Origin of the sequence: Buttiauxella sp. 3AFRM03 (assembly GCF_003675305.1) — a bacterium.
GTDB classification, from domain to species: domain Bacteria; phylum Pseudomonadota; class Gammaproteobacteria; order Enterobacterales; family Enterobacteriaceae; genus Buttiauxella; species Buttiauxella ferragutiae.
The window spans coordinates 835,994-851,090 of the sequence record NZ_CP033076.1; the positions used below are offsets into that span (position 1 = coordinate 835,994).

14 protein-coding genes are annotated in these 15,097 nt (G+C 50.6%); 2 read left to right on the forward strand and 12 right to left on the reverse strand.

Annotated features, from left to right (window positions below; all coding sequences use genetic code 11):
- Positions 1-120 precede the first annotated feature (120 nt).
- Genes cheZ through tar form a run of 6 tightly spaced genes read right to left on the reverse strand, consistent with a single transcriptional unit; the run spans position 121 to position 6,417 of the window.
- A complete protein-coding gene (gene cheZ / locus D8682_RS05270) occupies positions 121-765 on the reverse strand; it encodes a protein phosphatase CheZ (protein WP_064545826.1) in 645 nt (214 codons plus the stop codon).
- A gap of 10 nt (positions 766-775) precedes the next feature.
- The gene (cheY, locus tag D8682_RS05275) at positions 776-1,165 is read right to left on the reverse strand and encodes a chemotaxis response regulator CheY (RefSeq protein WP_064545825.1); all 390 of its coding nucleotides are present in this window, start codon (positions 1,163-1,165) and stop codon (positions 776-778) included.
- 17 nt (positions 1,166-1,182) lie between these two features.
- A complete protein-coding gene (locus tag D8682_RS05280) occupies positions 1,183-2,232 on the reverse strand; it encodes a chemotaxis response regulator protein-glutamate methylesterase (protein ID WP_121813719.1) in 1,050 nt (349 codons plus the stop codon).
- Positions 2,229-3,095: a protein-glutamate O-methyltransferase CheR gene (gene cheR / locus D8682_RS05285; RefSeq protein WP_064545822.1), complete on the reverse strand. Its 867-nt coding sequence runs from the start codon at positions 3,093-3,095 to the stop codon at positions 2,229-2,231. The genes D8682_RS05280 and cheR overlap by 4 nt, the downstream gene beginning before the upstream one ends.
- Positions 3,096-3,108: 13 nt before the next feature.
- Positions 3,109-4,713 (reverse strand): methyl-accepting chemotaxis protein, encoded by a 1,605-nt coding sequence (locus tag D8682_RS05290; RefSeq protein WP_121813720.1) that lies wholly within the window; start codon positions 4,711-4,713, stop codon positions 3,109-3,111.
- Positions 4,714-4,755: 42 nt separating this feature from the next.
- Complete coding sequence (gene tar / locus D8682_RS05295; RefSeq protein WP_064545818.1) at positions 4,756-6,417, reverse strand: methyl-accepting chemotaxis protein II; 1,662 nt, start codon at positions 6,415-6,417, stop codon at positions 4,756-4,758.
- A gap of 337 nt (positions 6,418-6,754) precedes the next feature.
- Here tar and D8682_RS05300 point away from each other — a divergent pair, with 337 nt between their 5' ends.
- Complete coding sequence (locus tag D8682_RS05300) at positions 6,755-8,017, forward strand: dicarboxylate/amino acid:cation symporter (protein WP_064545816.1); 1,263 nt, start codon at positions 6,755-6,757, stop codon at positions 8,015-8,017.
- Between the two features lie 109 nt (positions 8,018-8,126).
- Here the strand turns inward: D8682_RS05300 and cheW are convergent, their stop codons facing one another.
- From cheW to flhD, 6 genes are all read right to left on the reverse strand, one after another.
- Complete coding sequence (cheW, locus tag D8682_RS05305; RefSeq protein ID WP_064545814.1) at positions 8,127-8,627, reverse strand: chemotaxis protein CheW; 501 nt, start codon at positions 8,625-8,627, stop codon at positions 8,127-8,129.
- 29 nt (positions 8,628-8,656) lie between these two features.
- The gene (cheA, locus tag D8682_RS05310) at positions 8,657-10,663 is read right to left on the reverse strand and encodes a chemotaxis protein CheA (protein ID WP_064545812.1); all 2,007 of its coding nucleotides are present in this window, start codon (positions 10,661-10,663) and stop codon (positions 8,657-8,659) included.
- A 10-nt stretch (positions 10,664-10,673) separates the two neighbouring features.
- The gene (gene motB, locus D8682_RS05315; protein WP_064545810.1) at positions 10,674-11,603 is read right to left on the reverse strand and encodes a flagellar motor protein MotB; all 930 of its coding nucleotides are present in this window, start codon (positions 11,601-11,603) and stop codon (positions 10,674-10,676) included.
- Positions 11,600-12,493 carry a flagellar motor stator protein MotA gene (motA, locus tag D8682_RS05320; RefSeq protein ID WP_064545808.1) on the reverse strand — a complete coding sequence of 298 codons (894 nt, stop codon included), beginning with the start codon at positions 12,491-12,493 and terminating at the stop codon, positions 11,600-11,602. Before motA ends, motB begins: the two co-directional genes overlap by 4 nt.
- Positions 12,494-12,621: 128 nt before the next feature.
- Positions 12,622-13,200, reverse strand: a complete 579-nt coding sequence (flhC, locus tag D8682_RS05325; RefSeq protein WP_064545806.1) for a flagellar transcriptional regulator FlhC — start codon at positions 13,198-13,200, stop codon at positions 12,622-12,624.
- 4 nt (positions 13,201-13,204) lie between these two features.
- The gene (flhD, locus tag D8682_RS05330) at positions 13,205-13,555 is read right to left on the reverse strand and encodes a flagellar transcriptional regulator FlhD (protein WP_064545804.1); all 351 of its coding nucleotides are present in this window, start codon (positions 13,553-13,555) and stop codon (positions 13,205-13,207) included.
- Between the two features lie 803 nt (positions 13,556-14,358).
- Here flhD and uspC point away from each other — a divergent pair.
- Positions 14,359-14,784 (forward strand): universal stress protein UspC, encoded by a 426-nt coding sequence (gene uspC / locus D8682_RS05335; protein WP_121813721.1) that lies wholly within the window; start codon positions 14,359-14,361, stop codon positions 14,782-14,784.
- The last annotated feature ends 313 nt before the right edge of the window (positions 14,785-15,097 follow it).

The following is a 15,097-nucleotide window of genomic DNA, read 5'->3' on the forward strand; positions in this document are numbered from 1 at the left end:
GGGATAAAGCTAATGGGAGGAAAACGGGGGGATTTGTGGGTTTGTTTGCGGCGTTAAAACACCCTCACCCCAGCCCTCTCCCGCAAACGAAGGAAAGGACCAGGGTGTTTTTATTAAAAATTAAAACCCTAAACTATCCAGCAAATCATCAACCTGATCCTGGCTTGCCACCACACCCGCCGCGCTGGCGTTCATTTGTGGGCCGTTAAGCAGGCTGTCAGCCGGGCGTTTTGCTCGGGCATCCAGTTCTGGCATGTTTTCCATCAACACCATCAACAGCTGGCGTTCAATTTCCTGGATAACATCCATCATGCGCTTGATTACCTGGCCGGTTAAATCCTGGAAATCCTGTGCCATCATGATTTCCAGAAGCTGGGCATTAGTGAAACTGGTATGCGACGGGACGCCAGATAAATAACTACGCGTATCGGTGACCAGTTCACGGGCATCACCCAGCTCGATGGGGTTTTCAAACCAGGCGTCCCAACGGCCAGTTAATGCTTTGGCATCGCTTTCCATTTTATTCTGGTGAGGCTGTGCGAGCTCCACGCAGTTCAGTGCGCGTTCGGCGGCCTGCGCCGTCATTTGCACCACGTAGTCCAGACGGTCGCGGGCATCAGGAATAGCTTCCGCCGCTTCAGCAATCGCCTGGTCAAGGCCCAGTTCGCGCAAGCTATCACGCAGCATACGGGTCAGGCTACCTATCCGAACGATAATATCGCCGGTTGAATTTAACTCTGACGCGGGGTTTGTAGATGAGTGCATGTGCCTCTCCTTACATGCCGAGCTTTTCGAAGATTTTGTTCAACTTCTCTTCCAGAGTGGCGGCGGTGAACGGTTTCACCACATAACCACTCGCCCCGGCTTGTGCTGCGGCAATAATGTTCTCTTTCTTCGCCTCAGCCGTCACCATCAGCACTGGCATTGCCGCCATTGCGCCATCGGCACGAATGGTTTTCAGCAACTCCAGGCCATCCATGTTCGGCATGTTCCAGTCAGAAATCACGAAGCCAAAGCCGCCACCATTCAGTTTATTCAACGCATCAACGCCATCTTCAGCCTCTTCAACGTTGTTGAAACCCAGCTCTTTTAACAGGTTACGGACAATGCGACGCATGGTAGAGAAGTCATCCACCACCAAAAATTTGAGTTCTTTATCTGCCATTTATAGAGTTCCTTCGGTTAAATACGTATTGCCTGTCCGGCACTAATCTTCATCAACATCTGCTGACTAATCTGGCTTAAATCGACCACTTCGCTAACGCCACCACTGTTAATGGCTTCACGCGGCATGCCGAACACCACACAACTTGCTTCGTTTTGGGCGATGGTCCATGCCCCGGCTTTATGCATTGCCAGCATCCCGGCGGCACCGTCATTCCCCATTCCGGTGAGAATCACGCCCACGGCATTTCTCCCAGCGAATTTCGCCACGGAATGGAACAACACATCCACGGCCGGGCGATGCCGGTTCACTGGTGGGCCATCGTGAATCTTGATTTGGTAGTTCGCCCCGCTGCGAGCAAGCTCCATATGTTTATCACCAGGGGCGATGTACGCATGCCCCGGCAAGACACGTTCGCCGTCTTCGGCTTCTTTCACCGCTATCTGGCACAACTTGTTGAGCCTGTCGGCAAATGAGCGCGTAAAACCTGGCGGCATATGTTGGGTGATCAGCACCGCTGGGCTTGAAAGCGGCAACGGTTGCAGCACATGGCGAATCGCCTCAGTACCACCAGTTGATGCACCGATGGCTATCAATTTTTCTGAACTGAGCAATGGCCCGGCTTTGATTGCCATCGGAGCCGCCGCTGGTGCGCGTGCGGCCAGTTTAGCTTTGGCCGCGGTACGCACTTTCTCAGCGATAGTTTCGCTGTATGCCAGCATCCCTTCGCGGATCCCCAACTGTGGTTTAGTGACAAAATCAATCGCCCCCAACTCCAGCGCCCTTAAAGTGACTTCCGAACCTTTCCCCGTCAGTGATGACACCATCACCACTGGCATCGGGCGCAGACGCATCAATTTTTCGAGAAAATCCAGCCCATCCATGCGCGGCATTTCGACATCCAGCGTCAGTACGTCCGGGTTAAATTTTTTAATCAAATCCCGCGCCACCAGCGGGTCTGGCGCAGTTGCCACCATTTCCATGTCGTCATGACTGTTGATTATCTCAGTCATGATTTGACGCATCAGGGCAGAATCATCGACACACAGCACAGTTATTTTTGTCATGATTTTTCCTTACTCAGTCCATATACCGTCTGCCCACGCAGCAAAAATTCACGACTGAGGTTACTGAAATTTTCCGAATGCCCGGCAAACAGCAATCCGCCCGGTTTAAGCAACGGTACAAAGCGCTGCAAAATTTGCTGTTGCGTTTCTTTGTCGAAATAAATCATCACGTTGCGACAGAAAATTGCATCAAATGGCCCAGGAATTGGCGCTTGCTTGTCCAACAGGTTGATTGGCGCAAATTCCATATGACTGGCCAGATCGCTACGTACGCGCACCAGCCCATCGTGTGGCCCGGTGCCGCGCATGAAATAGCGCTGCAACTGGAGTGGAGCCAGCGTTTTCAGTTCATCCTGGCGATAAACCCCACTTTGCGCCTTCTCCAGAACCTGAGTGTCAATATCACTGGCAAACACTTTCCAGCGCCCCGGCGCCATCCCGATAACATCGGCGAGCGTAATCGCGATGGAGTAAGGTTCTTCTCCGGTCGAGGCCGCAGCACTCCACACTTTGTATTCACCACTCCGTTTACGCGCATGCTCTGCGAGAATCGGGAAATGGTGACCCTCGCGAAAAAATGCCGTCAGGTTTGTGGTCAGGGAATTAATGAACGCCTGCCATTCGGCATTAATACCGTTGGCTTCCAGCATGCTCAAATAGTGCCCAAAATCCTCCAGCCCTAAAGTGCGCAAACGGCGCACCAGGCGGTTGTAAACCATGTCGCGTTTATGATCGGCCAGCACAATACCTGCGCGCTGGTAAATCAACTGGCAGATCCGACGAAAATGCGTGTCGGACAGCGGTAGACGCTGTGTCATCTGTAACATTAATGACGTTTGTCCGTTGGACAGTGGTGATGTCATAGCGCCTTCTTGATCATGGAGTGACAAGCACCCCGTTAGTGACTAAATCTTTGCTGATGCCTTGTTCAGTAGCACTTTCCAGATTAAACACTGCAACGACACCACTCAGGTGTTCGGCCTGGCTTGCCAGCGCATCGGTGGCGGCTGCGGCCTCTTCTACCAGTGCAGCATTCTGTTGGGTGACCTGATCCATCTGGCTGACGGCCTGCGCCACCTGTTCGATGCCGCGACGTTGCTCGTCAGAGGCGGAAGCAATTTCGCCCATAATGTCGTTAACCTGCGTCACCGAACGGACGATCTCCGCCATCGTCGTCGCGGCGGTATCCACCAGTTGCGAACCCTGATGCACGCGGTCAACCGACTCTTCAATCAACACTTTGATCTCTTTTGCCGCCTGCGCACTGCGTTGTGCCAGGTTGCGCACCTCGCCTGCGACTACGGCAAATCCACGCCCTTGCTCGCCAGCACGAGCCGCTTCAACGGCGGCGTTCAGTGCCAGAATATTGGTCTGGAAAGCGATGCCATCAATCACGCTGGTGATGTCACCAATTTTCTTCGAGCTTCCGGCGATGTCGTGCATGGTACGTGCGACATTGGCCGCTTGCTGGCCGCCTTGCTGCGCGGTATCGGCGGCAGTGCGAGAAAGCTGCGCTGCCTGGCGCGCGTTGTCGGCGTTCTGGCTCACGGTTGCGGTGAGTTGTTCCATACTGGCGGCGGTTTCCGCCAGCGACGCAGCCTGCTGTTCGGTACGTGATGAAAGGTCATTGTTGCCCGCAGCAATTTCTGCGATACCGGTGTGCATCGCGCTGCTGCCCTGGCGAACCTGCCCCACCGTCTCTTTAAGCTCCTGCTGCATGTTTTTCAGGCTGCGGAAAATCTCAGAGATTTCGTTACGCCCAAAGACACCGATCGGGCGTGCCAAATCCCCGGCGGCAATATGCTCAAAATGACTGCGGACGATTTCAAGTGGGCGCACCAGCATTCTGCGTGACCAGACGATTGAGCCAATCAGCATCAGAATCGCAATCACCGTGGCACAGGCAAAAATAATGGCCGAGATCTGGTAATTGGTTTTGCTGTCTGCACTCGACGCCGCCACGATGTCATTAATACTTTGCTGCCAGGCATTAAAGTTGGCATCAAAAATATCCTGTGACTTCTGAATCGGCGCGCTGAGGAAATCAGAAAGCTGATTGCTCTCAAGCCAGGTCGACTGATGCTGCAGATCATCGCGATAGGTGGCGTAACTTTGTTTGGTTGACGCCATCATCTCCTCACCTTCTTTATTCAAAGGTGGGATTTCCAGAAACTGGTTAAACAACATGTCAGCCTGTTTCAGGCTGCCGCGCGCGTTGGCCATCAGCCGTTTAATATCGTCTTGCGGATAACTGAGTGCCGTCAGCGTCCCGGCCCGGCTCAGCGCCGTGCTGGCCTGCAACAAAGCCGCACGGCTTTGCGTTAGGGTGTCACGTTGCTGGTTTCCGACTTCAACCATTTTTAAATTCTGAAAGTCATCCCTGAATGCCCAAAAGGACAGTCCATTACTGCCAATCTGCAATACGCCGCAGACGATCAAGATTAACAACAGCGTGGTCGAAATTCGGATACGGTTGAACATCACATCCCCTCAGCTGGCATGTCTGGCAGCCATTAATGATTCTTAGAAAGTTTCCCAATTGTCGTCATGCCCACTGACGGTGGCTTTACTGGTCTTGAGAACCGGTGTCGCCACACTCGAGGCAATAACAGCAGGCGTCGTCGCAGGTTCAGCCTGTAAACGGAAGGCTGCGACCAGTTGGTTTAGCATGCTGGCTTGTTCTTCAAGGGCGGCTGCGGCAGAAGCCGATTCTTCCACCAGTGAAGCGTTCTGTTGCGTGACGCGGTCCATTTCAGACACCGCCAGCGCAACTTGATCGATACCGCGGCTTTGTTCGTCAGAGGCGGAAGCAATTTCGCCCATGATGTCTGTCACGCGCGTCACCGCATTGACGATGTCGCTCATCGTTTCCCCGGCGCTTTCCACCAGCACTGAGCCGGTATCCACGCGGGAAACTGAATCTTCAATCAGCGATTTGATCTCTTTGGCGGCCTGCGCACTGCGCTGCGCCAGATTACGCACTTCGCCCGCGACTACCGCGAATCCACGGCCTTGCTCACCGGCACGTGCCGCTTCCACCGCGGCGTTCAGCGCCAGGATGTTGGTCTGAAAAGCGATGCCATCAATTACGCCGGTAATGTCAGCGATTTTTTTCGAGGAGCCTGCGATGTCGTGCATGGTTTTCACCACGCCATCCACCACTTTGCCGCCACGCTGGGCCGTTTCGGAGGCGCTTAAGGCCAGTTGTGAAGCCTGGCGGGCATTTTCGGCGTTCTGTTTCACCGTCGCAGTAAGCTGTTCCATGCTGGCAGCTGTTTCTTCAAGCGAAGCGGCTTGCTGTTCGGTGCGCGATGAAAGGTCATTATTTCCGGCGGCAATTTCGCTGGCTCCGCTATAAATCGCGTCGGAACCATCACGCACGCTGCCAACGGTGATAATCAGTTCTTGCTGCATATGGCGCACGCTGGAAGTCAGCACGCTGATTTCATTGCGCCCGCTGGACACGATATTTTCCGTCAAGTTGCCGTTAGCGATTTCACGAATATGGCCGATAACCACTGACAGCGGTTGCAGCAGAATGCGGCGCATCCCAGCCCACACCAGCAGAATCACTGCAAAGAGCGCTAACGCCAGTCCGGCGATTTGCCATTTGGCAAAGTTGTAATTATGGGTGCTGGCAATAAACGACTGCTCATACATGCGGTCGTTCATGGCGATGTAATTACCATATTCAGTCTGGAGGGCGTTTTGCAGGCTTTGCGTGGACTGCGCAAAATAGGCGTCCATGTTGCCACTTTCCAGGTAACCCACCAGTTCGCTCAGCGCCTGGTTGTAGTTCTGGTAATCGTCATCAATGCCTTTGACCAGGGTTTCCAGCTCTGGGTTAATAGCGGGGATTTGTTTAAACAGGGCGTAATGTTGCTGGGCGCTGGCCAGGGATTTTTTAGCGTTATTGAGCAGTTCGGTTTTAGCCGCACTTTGCCCGTTGCTGGCATCCATCATCATACGAGCGGCGGAGCGGCTGAGATTGATGCGGGTTTGCAGCATCAATTCCCAGGTATTAGCCAGTTCCGATTGTTGAACGCGTAACTCTCTGGAAACTTTAAAACTGTCGTTATTATCTTTAAGTGAGTTAAAAAACATTCCGCCAGAGATGAGCTGGAGGAGTGCAAACACCACCAACACCATCAAAAGCACGGTGACAACGCGAATACGGTTCAACATATAACACCCTTTTAATGATTTCTTATCGGTGTTATCGGCATACGGTGTCGAAACTTTACGTGAAACTTTTGGGATGTTTTTGTCGGATAAGGACGTCGGGGCACTGCGTTTGCCCAACCTACGGACGAGCGGACAATGGCGGTAGTTGCATGATTGCTGACATGTTGTTGCATAAGGCATTCTGTATTAACAAATGCGACAAAAAGTAAAAAATAGTTGAATCCGGACGCTGTTTGCTTCAATTTATGGGCCGAATACTTATTGGGCAAACATAATAATTATATATGGTTCAATAGGTTAAATTATTGTTACTAAACCGGATGGGGTTACTACGTAAGTGTCAAACTCAAACAAACTCACGCTGTTTATTTTGCTATTCATGTTCGCCGGTATTCTCTCGGGCGCCGCCATTCATGAATACGCTGCCGCAGACAACATCAAAAGTTATGCCGAAAACATCACGCTGTTTACCGACATTTTTTTACGACTGATCAAAATGGTGATTGCCCCTTTGGTGTTTAGCACCTTAACGGTTGGCATCATGAAGATGGGCGAAACGTCAACTATTGGCCGCGTCGGTGGTAAAGCGATGGTGTGGTTTGTCTCCTCTTCCATCCTTTCCATTCTGGTGGGTTTGTTCATCGTCACGCTTCAGCAGCCAGGTGCGGGCATGAATCTCCAGGTTCCGGCAGGTGATGTGCAAACCGGCCTTGCGGTTAGCGGCATGAACCTGAAAGCCTTTATCTCGCATACCATTCCAACCAGTATTGCGGGCGCGATGTCGAATAATGAAATCCTGCAAATTGTGGTGTTCTCTTTATTCTTCGGTATTGCGGGCGCTTCGCTTGGCGAGAAATTCAACACGCCATTAGTGGCAGCGCTGGATGTGGTTTCCCACATCATGCTGAAAGTGACGGGTTATGTAATGTACGTGGCACCGCTGGCAATTTTTGCCGCGATATCTTCTGTGGTGGCCACCGAAGGTTTGGGCATTTTGCTCAACTACGCCTCGTTTATCGGCGGTTACTATCTGGCGATCATCCTCACCTGCATGGTGCTGATTGGCGTCGGTTACATGGTGCTCAAGCGTGATGTGTTCCGCCTGATTGCCATGCTCAAAGACCCGGTTCTGGTTGCGTTTACTACCAGCAGCTCCGAAGCGGCTTATCCTAAAACATTGGATCAGCTCACGCGCTTTGGTTGCTCACGTAACATTGCATCCTTTGTTCTGCCGATTGGTTATTCGTTCAACCTGGTCGGTTCGATGGTGTACTGCTCTTTTGCTTCGATGTTTATCGCCCAGGCCTATAACATCCACCTGAATTTCTCTGAGATTGTGGTACTGATGCTGACGTTGATGCTGGCATCGAAAGGTATCGCTGGGGTGCCGCGTTCTGCACTGGTGGTGCTGGCTGCCACCATTCCAAGCTTTAATATCCCGGTGGCAGGTATTTTGCTGCTGATGGGTATCGACCACTTCCTCGATATGGGCCGTTCAGCGATTAACGTGCTGGGTAACGGTGTGGCAACAGCGATGTTGTCGAAAAACGAAGGCGAGATGGAAGAAGAAGTCGAAGCTGGCGAACGCGTAGAAGCGTAATACGCTGATGATAGTGGCGGATGGCGCTTGCGCTTATCCGCCCTACAAAAAAACCGCATCGCGTAGGTCGGGCAAGCGCAAGCGTCACCCGACAACCCGCTAAGCCAAATCAGGCTACGCGGCTAACATCATCGATCAGTGCCATCTCTTCGCTATTCAGCAACTTCTCAATGTTCACCAGAATCAGCATTCGGTCACCCAGTGCGCCGAGACCAGTCAGGTATTCCGTTGACAGCGTGACGGCAAATTCAGGTGCCGGGCGGATTTGTTCAGCCGTCAGCGACAACACATCAGACACGCCATCCACCACAATCCCCACCACGCGTTGGCCGAAGTTCAGCACGATAACCACCGTGTTATCGTTATATTCCACGTCATCTTGCGCAAACTTAATGCGCAGATCGAGGATAGGCACAATCACACCGCGCAGGTTGGTGACCCCTTTGATAAACGCAGGCGTGTTGGCAATACGCGTGACTTGATCGTATCCGCGAATTTCCTGCACTTTTAAAATGTCGATGCCGTACTCTTCGTCGCCGAGAGTGAAAACGAGGAACTCTTGCCCTACCGTTTCCCCGGTCATTTTTGTCACATTAGTTAATCCAGTCATTTAATTATCCTATTCTAAAACCCGGAGGATCAGGCGGCGTGGCCGGCCATACGTTGTTCACGGTTCAAACCTTGCAGCGCAGAAACATCAACAATCAGCGCCACACTGCCATCGCCAAGAATGGTAGCGGCAGAAATACCCGGCACTTTGCGATAGTTACTTTCGAGGTTTTTCACCACCACCTGGTGCTGACCAATCAACTGGTCAACTAACAGCGCGTAACGCCGTCCGGCACTTTGCAAAATCACCACGATGCCCTGCGTCGCTTCAGTTTTAGCGCCAGTCACATCAAACACTTTCCACAGTTCAACCAGCGGCAAGTATTCGCCACGCACTTCAAGCACGCGCTCGCCACCCGCCAGCGGATGCAAATCATCTTCCTTCGGCTGTAACGACTCCATCACCGCGTTGAGCGGCAAGATAAAGACTTCGTCACAAACTTTGACCGACATGCCATCAAGAATAGCGAGGGTCAGCGGCAACATAATGCGGATGGTGGTGCCGACATTGGCCTGCGATTTGATTTCAACATGGCCACCCATTTCCTGGATGTTACGTTTCACCACGTCCATACCGACACCGCGCCCGGACACATCAGTGACCTGCTCGGCGGTGGAGAACCCTGGGGCAAAAATCAGCATGCCCACTTCATCGTCAGACATGTTTTCGTGTACCGCCATGCCTTGCGACAGCGCTTTGGCAAGAATGCGCTCACGGTTCAGGCCAGCACCATCGTCAGAAACTTCGATGCAGATATTCCCGCCCTGGTGTTCTGCCGAAAGAATCAAATTTCCTACTGCCGATTTACCCGCCGCGTGGCGTTTTTCCGGCGATTCGATGCCGTGGTCGAGACTGTTACGCACCAGGTGAGTTAATGGGTCAATAATGCGTTCGATTAAACTTTTATCCAGCTCCGTTGAGCTACCCTGCAAAGTCAGTTCGACTTGTTTACCCAATTTACCCGCCAGATCACGTACCAGACGCGGGAAGCGACTGAAGACATACTCCATTGGCATCATACGGATAGACATCACTGACTCTTGCAGGTCACGGGCGTTACGTTGTAACTGACCCATACTGGTAATCAATTCGCCGTGTTCAACCGGGTCAAGTTCGTTGGAACGTTGGGCTAACATCGACTGGGTAATCACCAGTTCGCCTACCAGGTTAATCAGCTGATCGACCTTTTCCACGGCGACACGGATGCTGCTTGACTCACTGACACGCGGCGGTTTGCTTTCTCTTTCGCTACGTGGTGCAACGGGTGGCGCAACCGCAGCCACTGGTTGCTCTGCATTCACAGCAACAGCAACCGGCGTTTCAGCTGCTACAACTTCCGCAACTTCTTCTGCTGTGCCGCTTGCCACTAATGGCAGGAATTCGATCTGTTCAGGTTCGATAACAAAACAGAGCACTGCGCTGATGTCATCGGCACAGACGGTGGTTTCCAGCGTCGCGGTCACTGAGCTTTCACCCTGCTCGACATCGCTTATCGTGCCGAGGTTAGATAGCTCCTCGAGCAACAAACTGCGCTCGCTAGCTTTTAAACCGGTAATGGCAATGCGTAAATAGCCGTCACTGGCAGGCGCCGTTTCAACAGTTTCTTTTTCAACAACCGTTAATTTTGTAGCCTGCGTTGGGGCTTCACCTTTGGCTTCCAGAGCCAGTTGGCGTAACGCTTTGCAGATATAATCGAAACTCTCAGCATCCGGTTCCTGGGAGTTTTTATAAGCGTCCAACTGTTCCTGCATAATATCTTTGGTTTCCAAAAACAGGTTGATGATATCGGTGTTGAGTTGCATCTCACCACGTCGCGCTTCGTCCAGCAGGTTTTCCATTAAGTGCGTGGTTTCCTGCAAAATGGAGAAACCGAACGTTCCCGCGCCCCCTTTGATCGAGTGCGCAGCACGAAATATGGCATTCAGCTGTTCTGAATCCGGCGCTTCAGGCACCAGGTTCAGCAGATGTTGTTCCATATCAGCCAGTAGCTCGTCGGCCTCGTCAAAAAATGTTTGGTAAAAATCGCTGATATCCATACTCACGCTATCACCTCGTACCGGATTGTGGCGGTAATGTGTTCTGCGCCGGTTCTACGGCCACAGGTTGTTGGAGAATGCTTAGTGGCTGATTATCGCTTTCTGCGTTTTCGTGCACGATGGCCTCTTCAGCTTGTTTATTCAGTACCAGCAAACTAATGCGTCGGTTGATCGCATCGCCAGGTCCGCGGTTTGTCAGGCGCATGGTGGATGCCATGCCCACAACACGCAGGACCTTGCCGTCGATAAGTCCACCCGACATCAGTTCGCGACGCGAAGCATTTGCCCGGTCCGCAGATAACTCCCAGTTGCTATAACCACGCTCTCCCATGGCATAAGGCAAATCATCAGTGTGGCCAGACAAGCTAATTTTATTAGGAAAATCATTAAGTAACGGCGCAATACTGCGCAGAATATCGCGCATATAAGGCTCAACTTCAGCGCTACCGTTTTTAAACATTGGGCGGTTCTGGCTGTCGATGATTTGTATCCGCAGCCCCTCTTGAACCAGGTCAATCTGCAGATGCGGACGCAGTGCTCGCAACCTGGGATCGGCGTCAATCAATTGATCCAGTTTGTCGGCCAATCGCTTGAGACGACTGGTTTCCATTTTTTTCCTGAGATCTTCAATGTTGGGCTGTCTTTTCACTTCGCCCTGTTGTTGGGTCACATCATCGCCACCGCCAGGAATCGGACTTTGGCTATCGGCAATGCGTTGCCCGCCGGTAATCGCGGCAGAAAGTGGTGTACGGAAGTAGTCGGCAATTTGCGCCAGTTCTTTAGGGCTGGAGATGGAAATCAGCCACATCACCAGAAAAAAGGCCATCATCGCGGTCATAAAATCCGCGTAGGCAATTTTCCATGAACCGTGCGCGCCGCCGCCGTGGGCTTTGTGTTTGCGTCGTTTTACGACAACAATCGGGCGCGCGTTGTGTTTCATACTTCTTCTTCCGTGGCACGCTGCTGCGTGTTCGGGGAACGAACAGCACGCACATGTTCTTCAAGTTCAATGAACGACGGACGTTCACTGGAATAAAGAGTTTTACGGCCAAATTCGACAGCGATTGGCGGCGCATAACCGTTAAGGCTTGAGAGCAATGTGACTTTCACGCACTGCATCATTTTTGTGGTTTCAGCACTCTTTTGACGCAGAACGGTCGCCAGAGGCGAGATAAAACCGTAAGCCAGCAAAATCCCAAGGAAGGTTCCGACCATGGCGTGCGCAATCAGCGACCCCAGTTCACCTGCCGGTCTGTCGGCGGAAGCCAGTGCGTGAACCACGCCCATCACTGCCGCAACAATACCGAATGCCGGAAGGGAATCCCCCATTATTGCCAGGCTATTTGCCGGTATTTCCGCTTCACTTTCGTGGGTTTCAATTTCTTCATCCATCAACGCTTCAATTTCAAACGAGTTCATATTCCCGCTGATGATCAGGCGTAGATAATCAATAATGAAATCCAGCATCAAAGTGTCAGCTAAAATGCGCGGGTAGCTGGCGAATATTTCGCTCTCTTTAGGATTTTCAATATCACGTTCCAGCGAAAACATCCCTTGTTGACGTGACTTCGCCATCAAGCGATATAACAACGCCATGAGATCCATATACATGCTTTTGGTATATTTCGAGCGACGAAAAAGTAATGGCAACGCTTTTATCGTCGCTTTAATCGCTTTACCGTTATTACCCACGATAAAGGCCCCAATACCCGCCCCACCAATGATGATAAATTCAGCTGGTTGATAGAGTGCGCCAAGATGACCGCCAGTCATCATATAGCCGCCGAATACTGTCGCAATAACGACCAGATAACCTATTACAATCAGCACGAGTACATCCTTCTGCTGTTAAATGTGACGAGGAATCACAAATCAGAGGTGAAAACAGTCAGGCGCGGGGCAAAAAAAAGCAGCGATAATTGCTTATCGCTGCTGGAGTGTTTATCCACACCGAACTGTTAAACGGCCTGTTTGACCTGTTCATCCAGCAGTTGTGGAATAATATCGGCAGTATTCGAAGAAAGTTTACGTCTTTTTACTGCTCTCGATGGAGGCTGGCACAAACTACAAGCAAAGCTGCCTGCTGGCTGGTGTGCGTGGGTGATAAAGTTACCACCGCAGCAATTACAACTACTCAATTCAAGCATATTGCTTTCAACAAAACGGACAAGGGTCCAGGCGCGAGTCAGCGCCAGTAGCGGGCCACCCTCTTGTGCCGGACACTGTTCAAGATAGAGGCGGTAAGCTTTGATGACCGCGTCAACACCGGAACATAATCCGGTGCGTAGTAAAAACTGCCAGGAGTTGCAAAACATGGAAGCATGGATATTTTGCTCCCAGGTCATAAACCAGTCGGTAGAAAAAGGTAGCATTCCTTTCGGCGGAGGACTCCCGCGGAGCTCTTTATAAAGTTTGATTAGTCTGCCACGGCTTAATTGTGTTTCGCTTTCAAGCATCTGCAATCTAGCGCCCAGCGTTATTAATTCCATCGCCAGTTGTATGTCGCGGGCTTCCTGAACAATACTTTTCTCGCTCATTTTGTTACGCCCTTTTTTTGCGAGGTGCCTCGTCTATCGGCGACACCTCTTTTAATAAGCGGGTGGATAACAAAATGCCAGTATGGATTTGCTGTAAATCGTCCACACGTGAGTCTTGTGTTAAACGAGTAATTGATTGGTTATCACTAAAACGGAACTGACAAATCAGTTGATTGGTTTCCGCCAATTTTACCATTTGTGGCAAGGTTAATTCGCTAAGGGTATTGGCCATATCCTCGCTCACGCCCAAACGAAACATTGCTGAAGGTTTGTCGCCATTAATAAGGCGTTGCGCAAGAAGTAAATACGACAAATTAATATCGTAGATATGTTTTAACAACTCGGATGTATGCATTTTGTTCATCCTGAAAAACTAACTTTTATACATGCGGCGATGCCGCACCCCGTGAGTCGCCGGGAATTCCCGGTTAAAATTAAAACAACCAAAAAAAGCTCGTTAACTAACCGATAGGATGCACTGAATCCACCGCGCCAAAAATGCAGTGAAACTTCCTTGTGGGTGCGTTCATATCCGAGCGTAAAAATTTGTAAGAAATTAAGATTTTTCCTAATTCCGCGCAAACTCTACTCGTAGCCCTTTAGACATACAATGCGGGGGTCGTTGAATTTTCAAGTTTATGCGATGGAGATCACATATATTTACTGTATGCATCCCACTAAAACATCAGTGAGACTTTCCATTTGAATGTTTTATAAACAAACTCGGTATATCCGTTACGTTTATCTGGAAAAACCTTATCTTCGCGCTAACAACCCTATGACTTACGAGCAATAACACGGTCAGGAATTATCTTATCTGTGTAATTTATCTCGCATTTTCAATTAGACCAACGAATACACTAATAAAAATCCTACTTTCAGCATGTAACACCTTGTAAGACATTATTTTGCCTAAGAAAAAGAAGTCATTCGCTATAGAAATGGAGCGGCATAGTAACCAGAAAAAATAATACAAAAGGTTGATGGTAAAACGATCAATTTATACTTCACATTCTCATTACAACTATTTTACATTAGCGTTATTTATGAATTTTCTTGAGCAGGCTCACAGTTCCTGTGGTTACTATACTTGCGCAATAACGTAGATTGATATAGGAAGATGTTAACCGTCTGGTTCTCAGGCAACAGGAGGTTGTAATGAGTTACAAACATATACTGGTTGCTGTCGCTGTCAGTCCTGAAAGCCATTTGCTGGTCGCCCGGGCAGTTTCTATTGCCCGGCCAGTTAATGGGAAAATCACTTTAATTACACTCGCCTCGGAACCCGAACTCTATAATCAATTCGCCGCGCCTATGCTTGAAAACTTACGGGAATTAATGCTTGAAGAGACGCAGATCTTTATTGATGAACTGCTCGAAAAAGCTAATTACCCCATTGCTAATACTGTTATTGCTACGGGCGAATTAAGTGAGCATATTCTGGCAATCTGTAACCAGGGATCGGTAGATTTAGTGATTTGCGGCAACCACAATCAAACCTTTTTCAGCAAGATAATTTGCTCCGCGAAGGCGGTAGTCGAGTCAAGCAAGGTTGATGTGTTGTTGGTACCATTGGGCACTTAATGTTTATGGCTAATGTTTATGGCAGTCCGTGATTTTCCGTTCACCCGTTAATCTTCTTTCTCTTATAGCTCAATGAACGGTGAACGTATCAAGGGGTTAACGCCAACCCCTTGATAATCCCGGCGTCCGGCAAATCAATCGCCGCAAGCGGTAAACCTCCAGTTTGCCTCCGTGTCAGGGTCGGTTGCGATTCGTTCCCGACGATCGCGCCCTCCAGTCGTTCCCGACGACTGGACCCTGCCACCTGGAGCCAAAATGGAGGCGATTGAAGCCGGAACCAAAGGTCAACATCAGAGGATAAAGACCACACCGA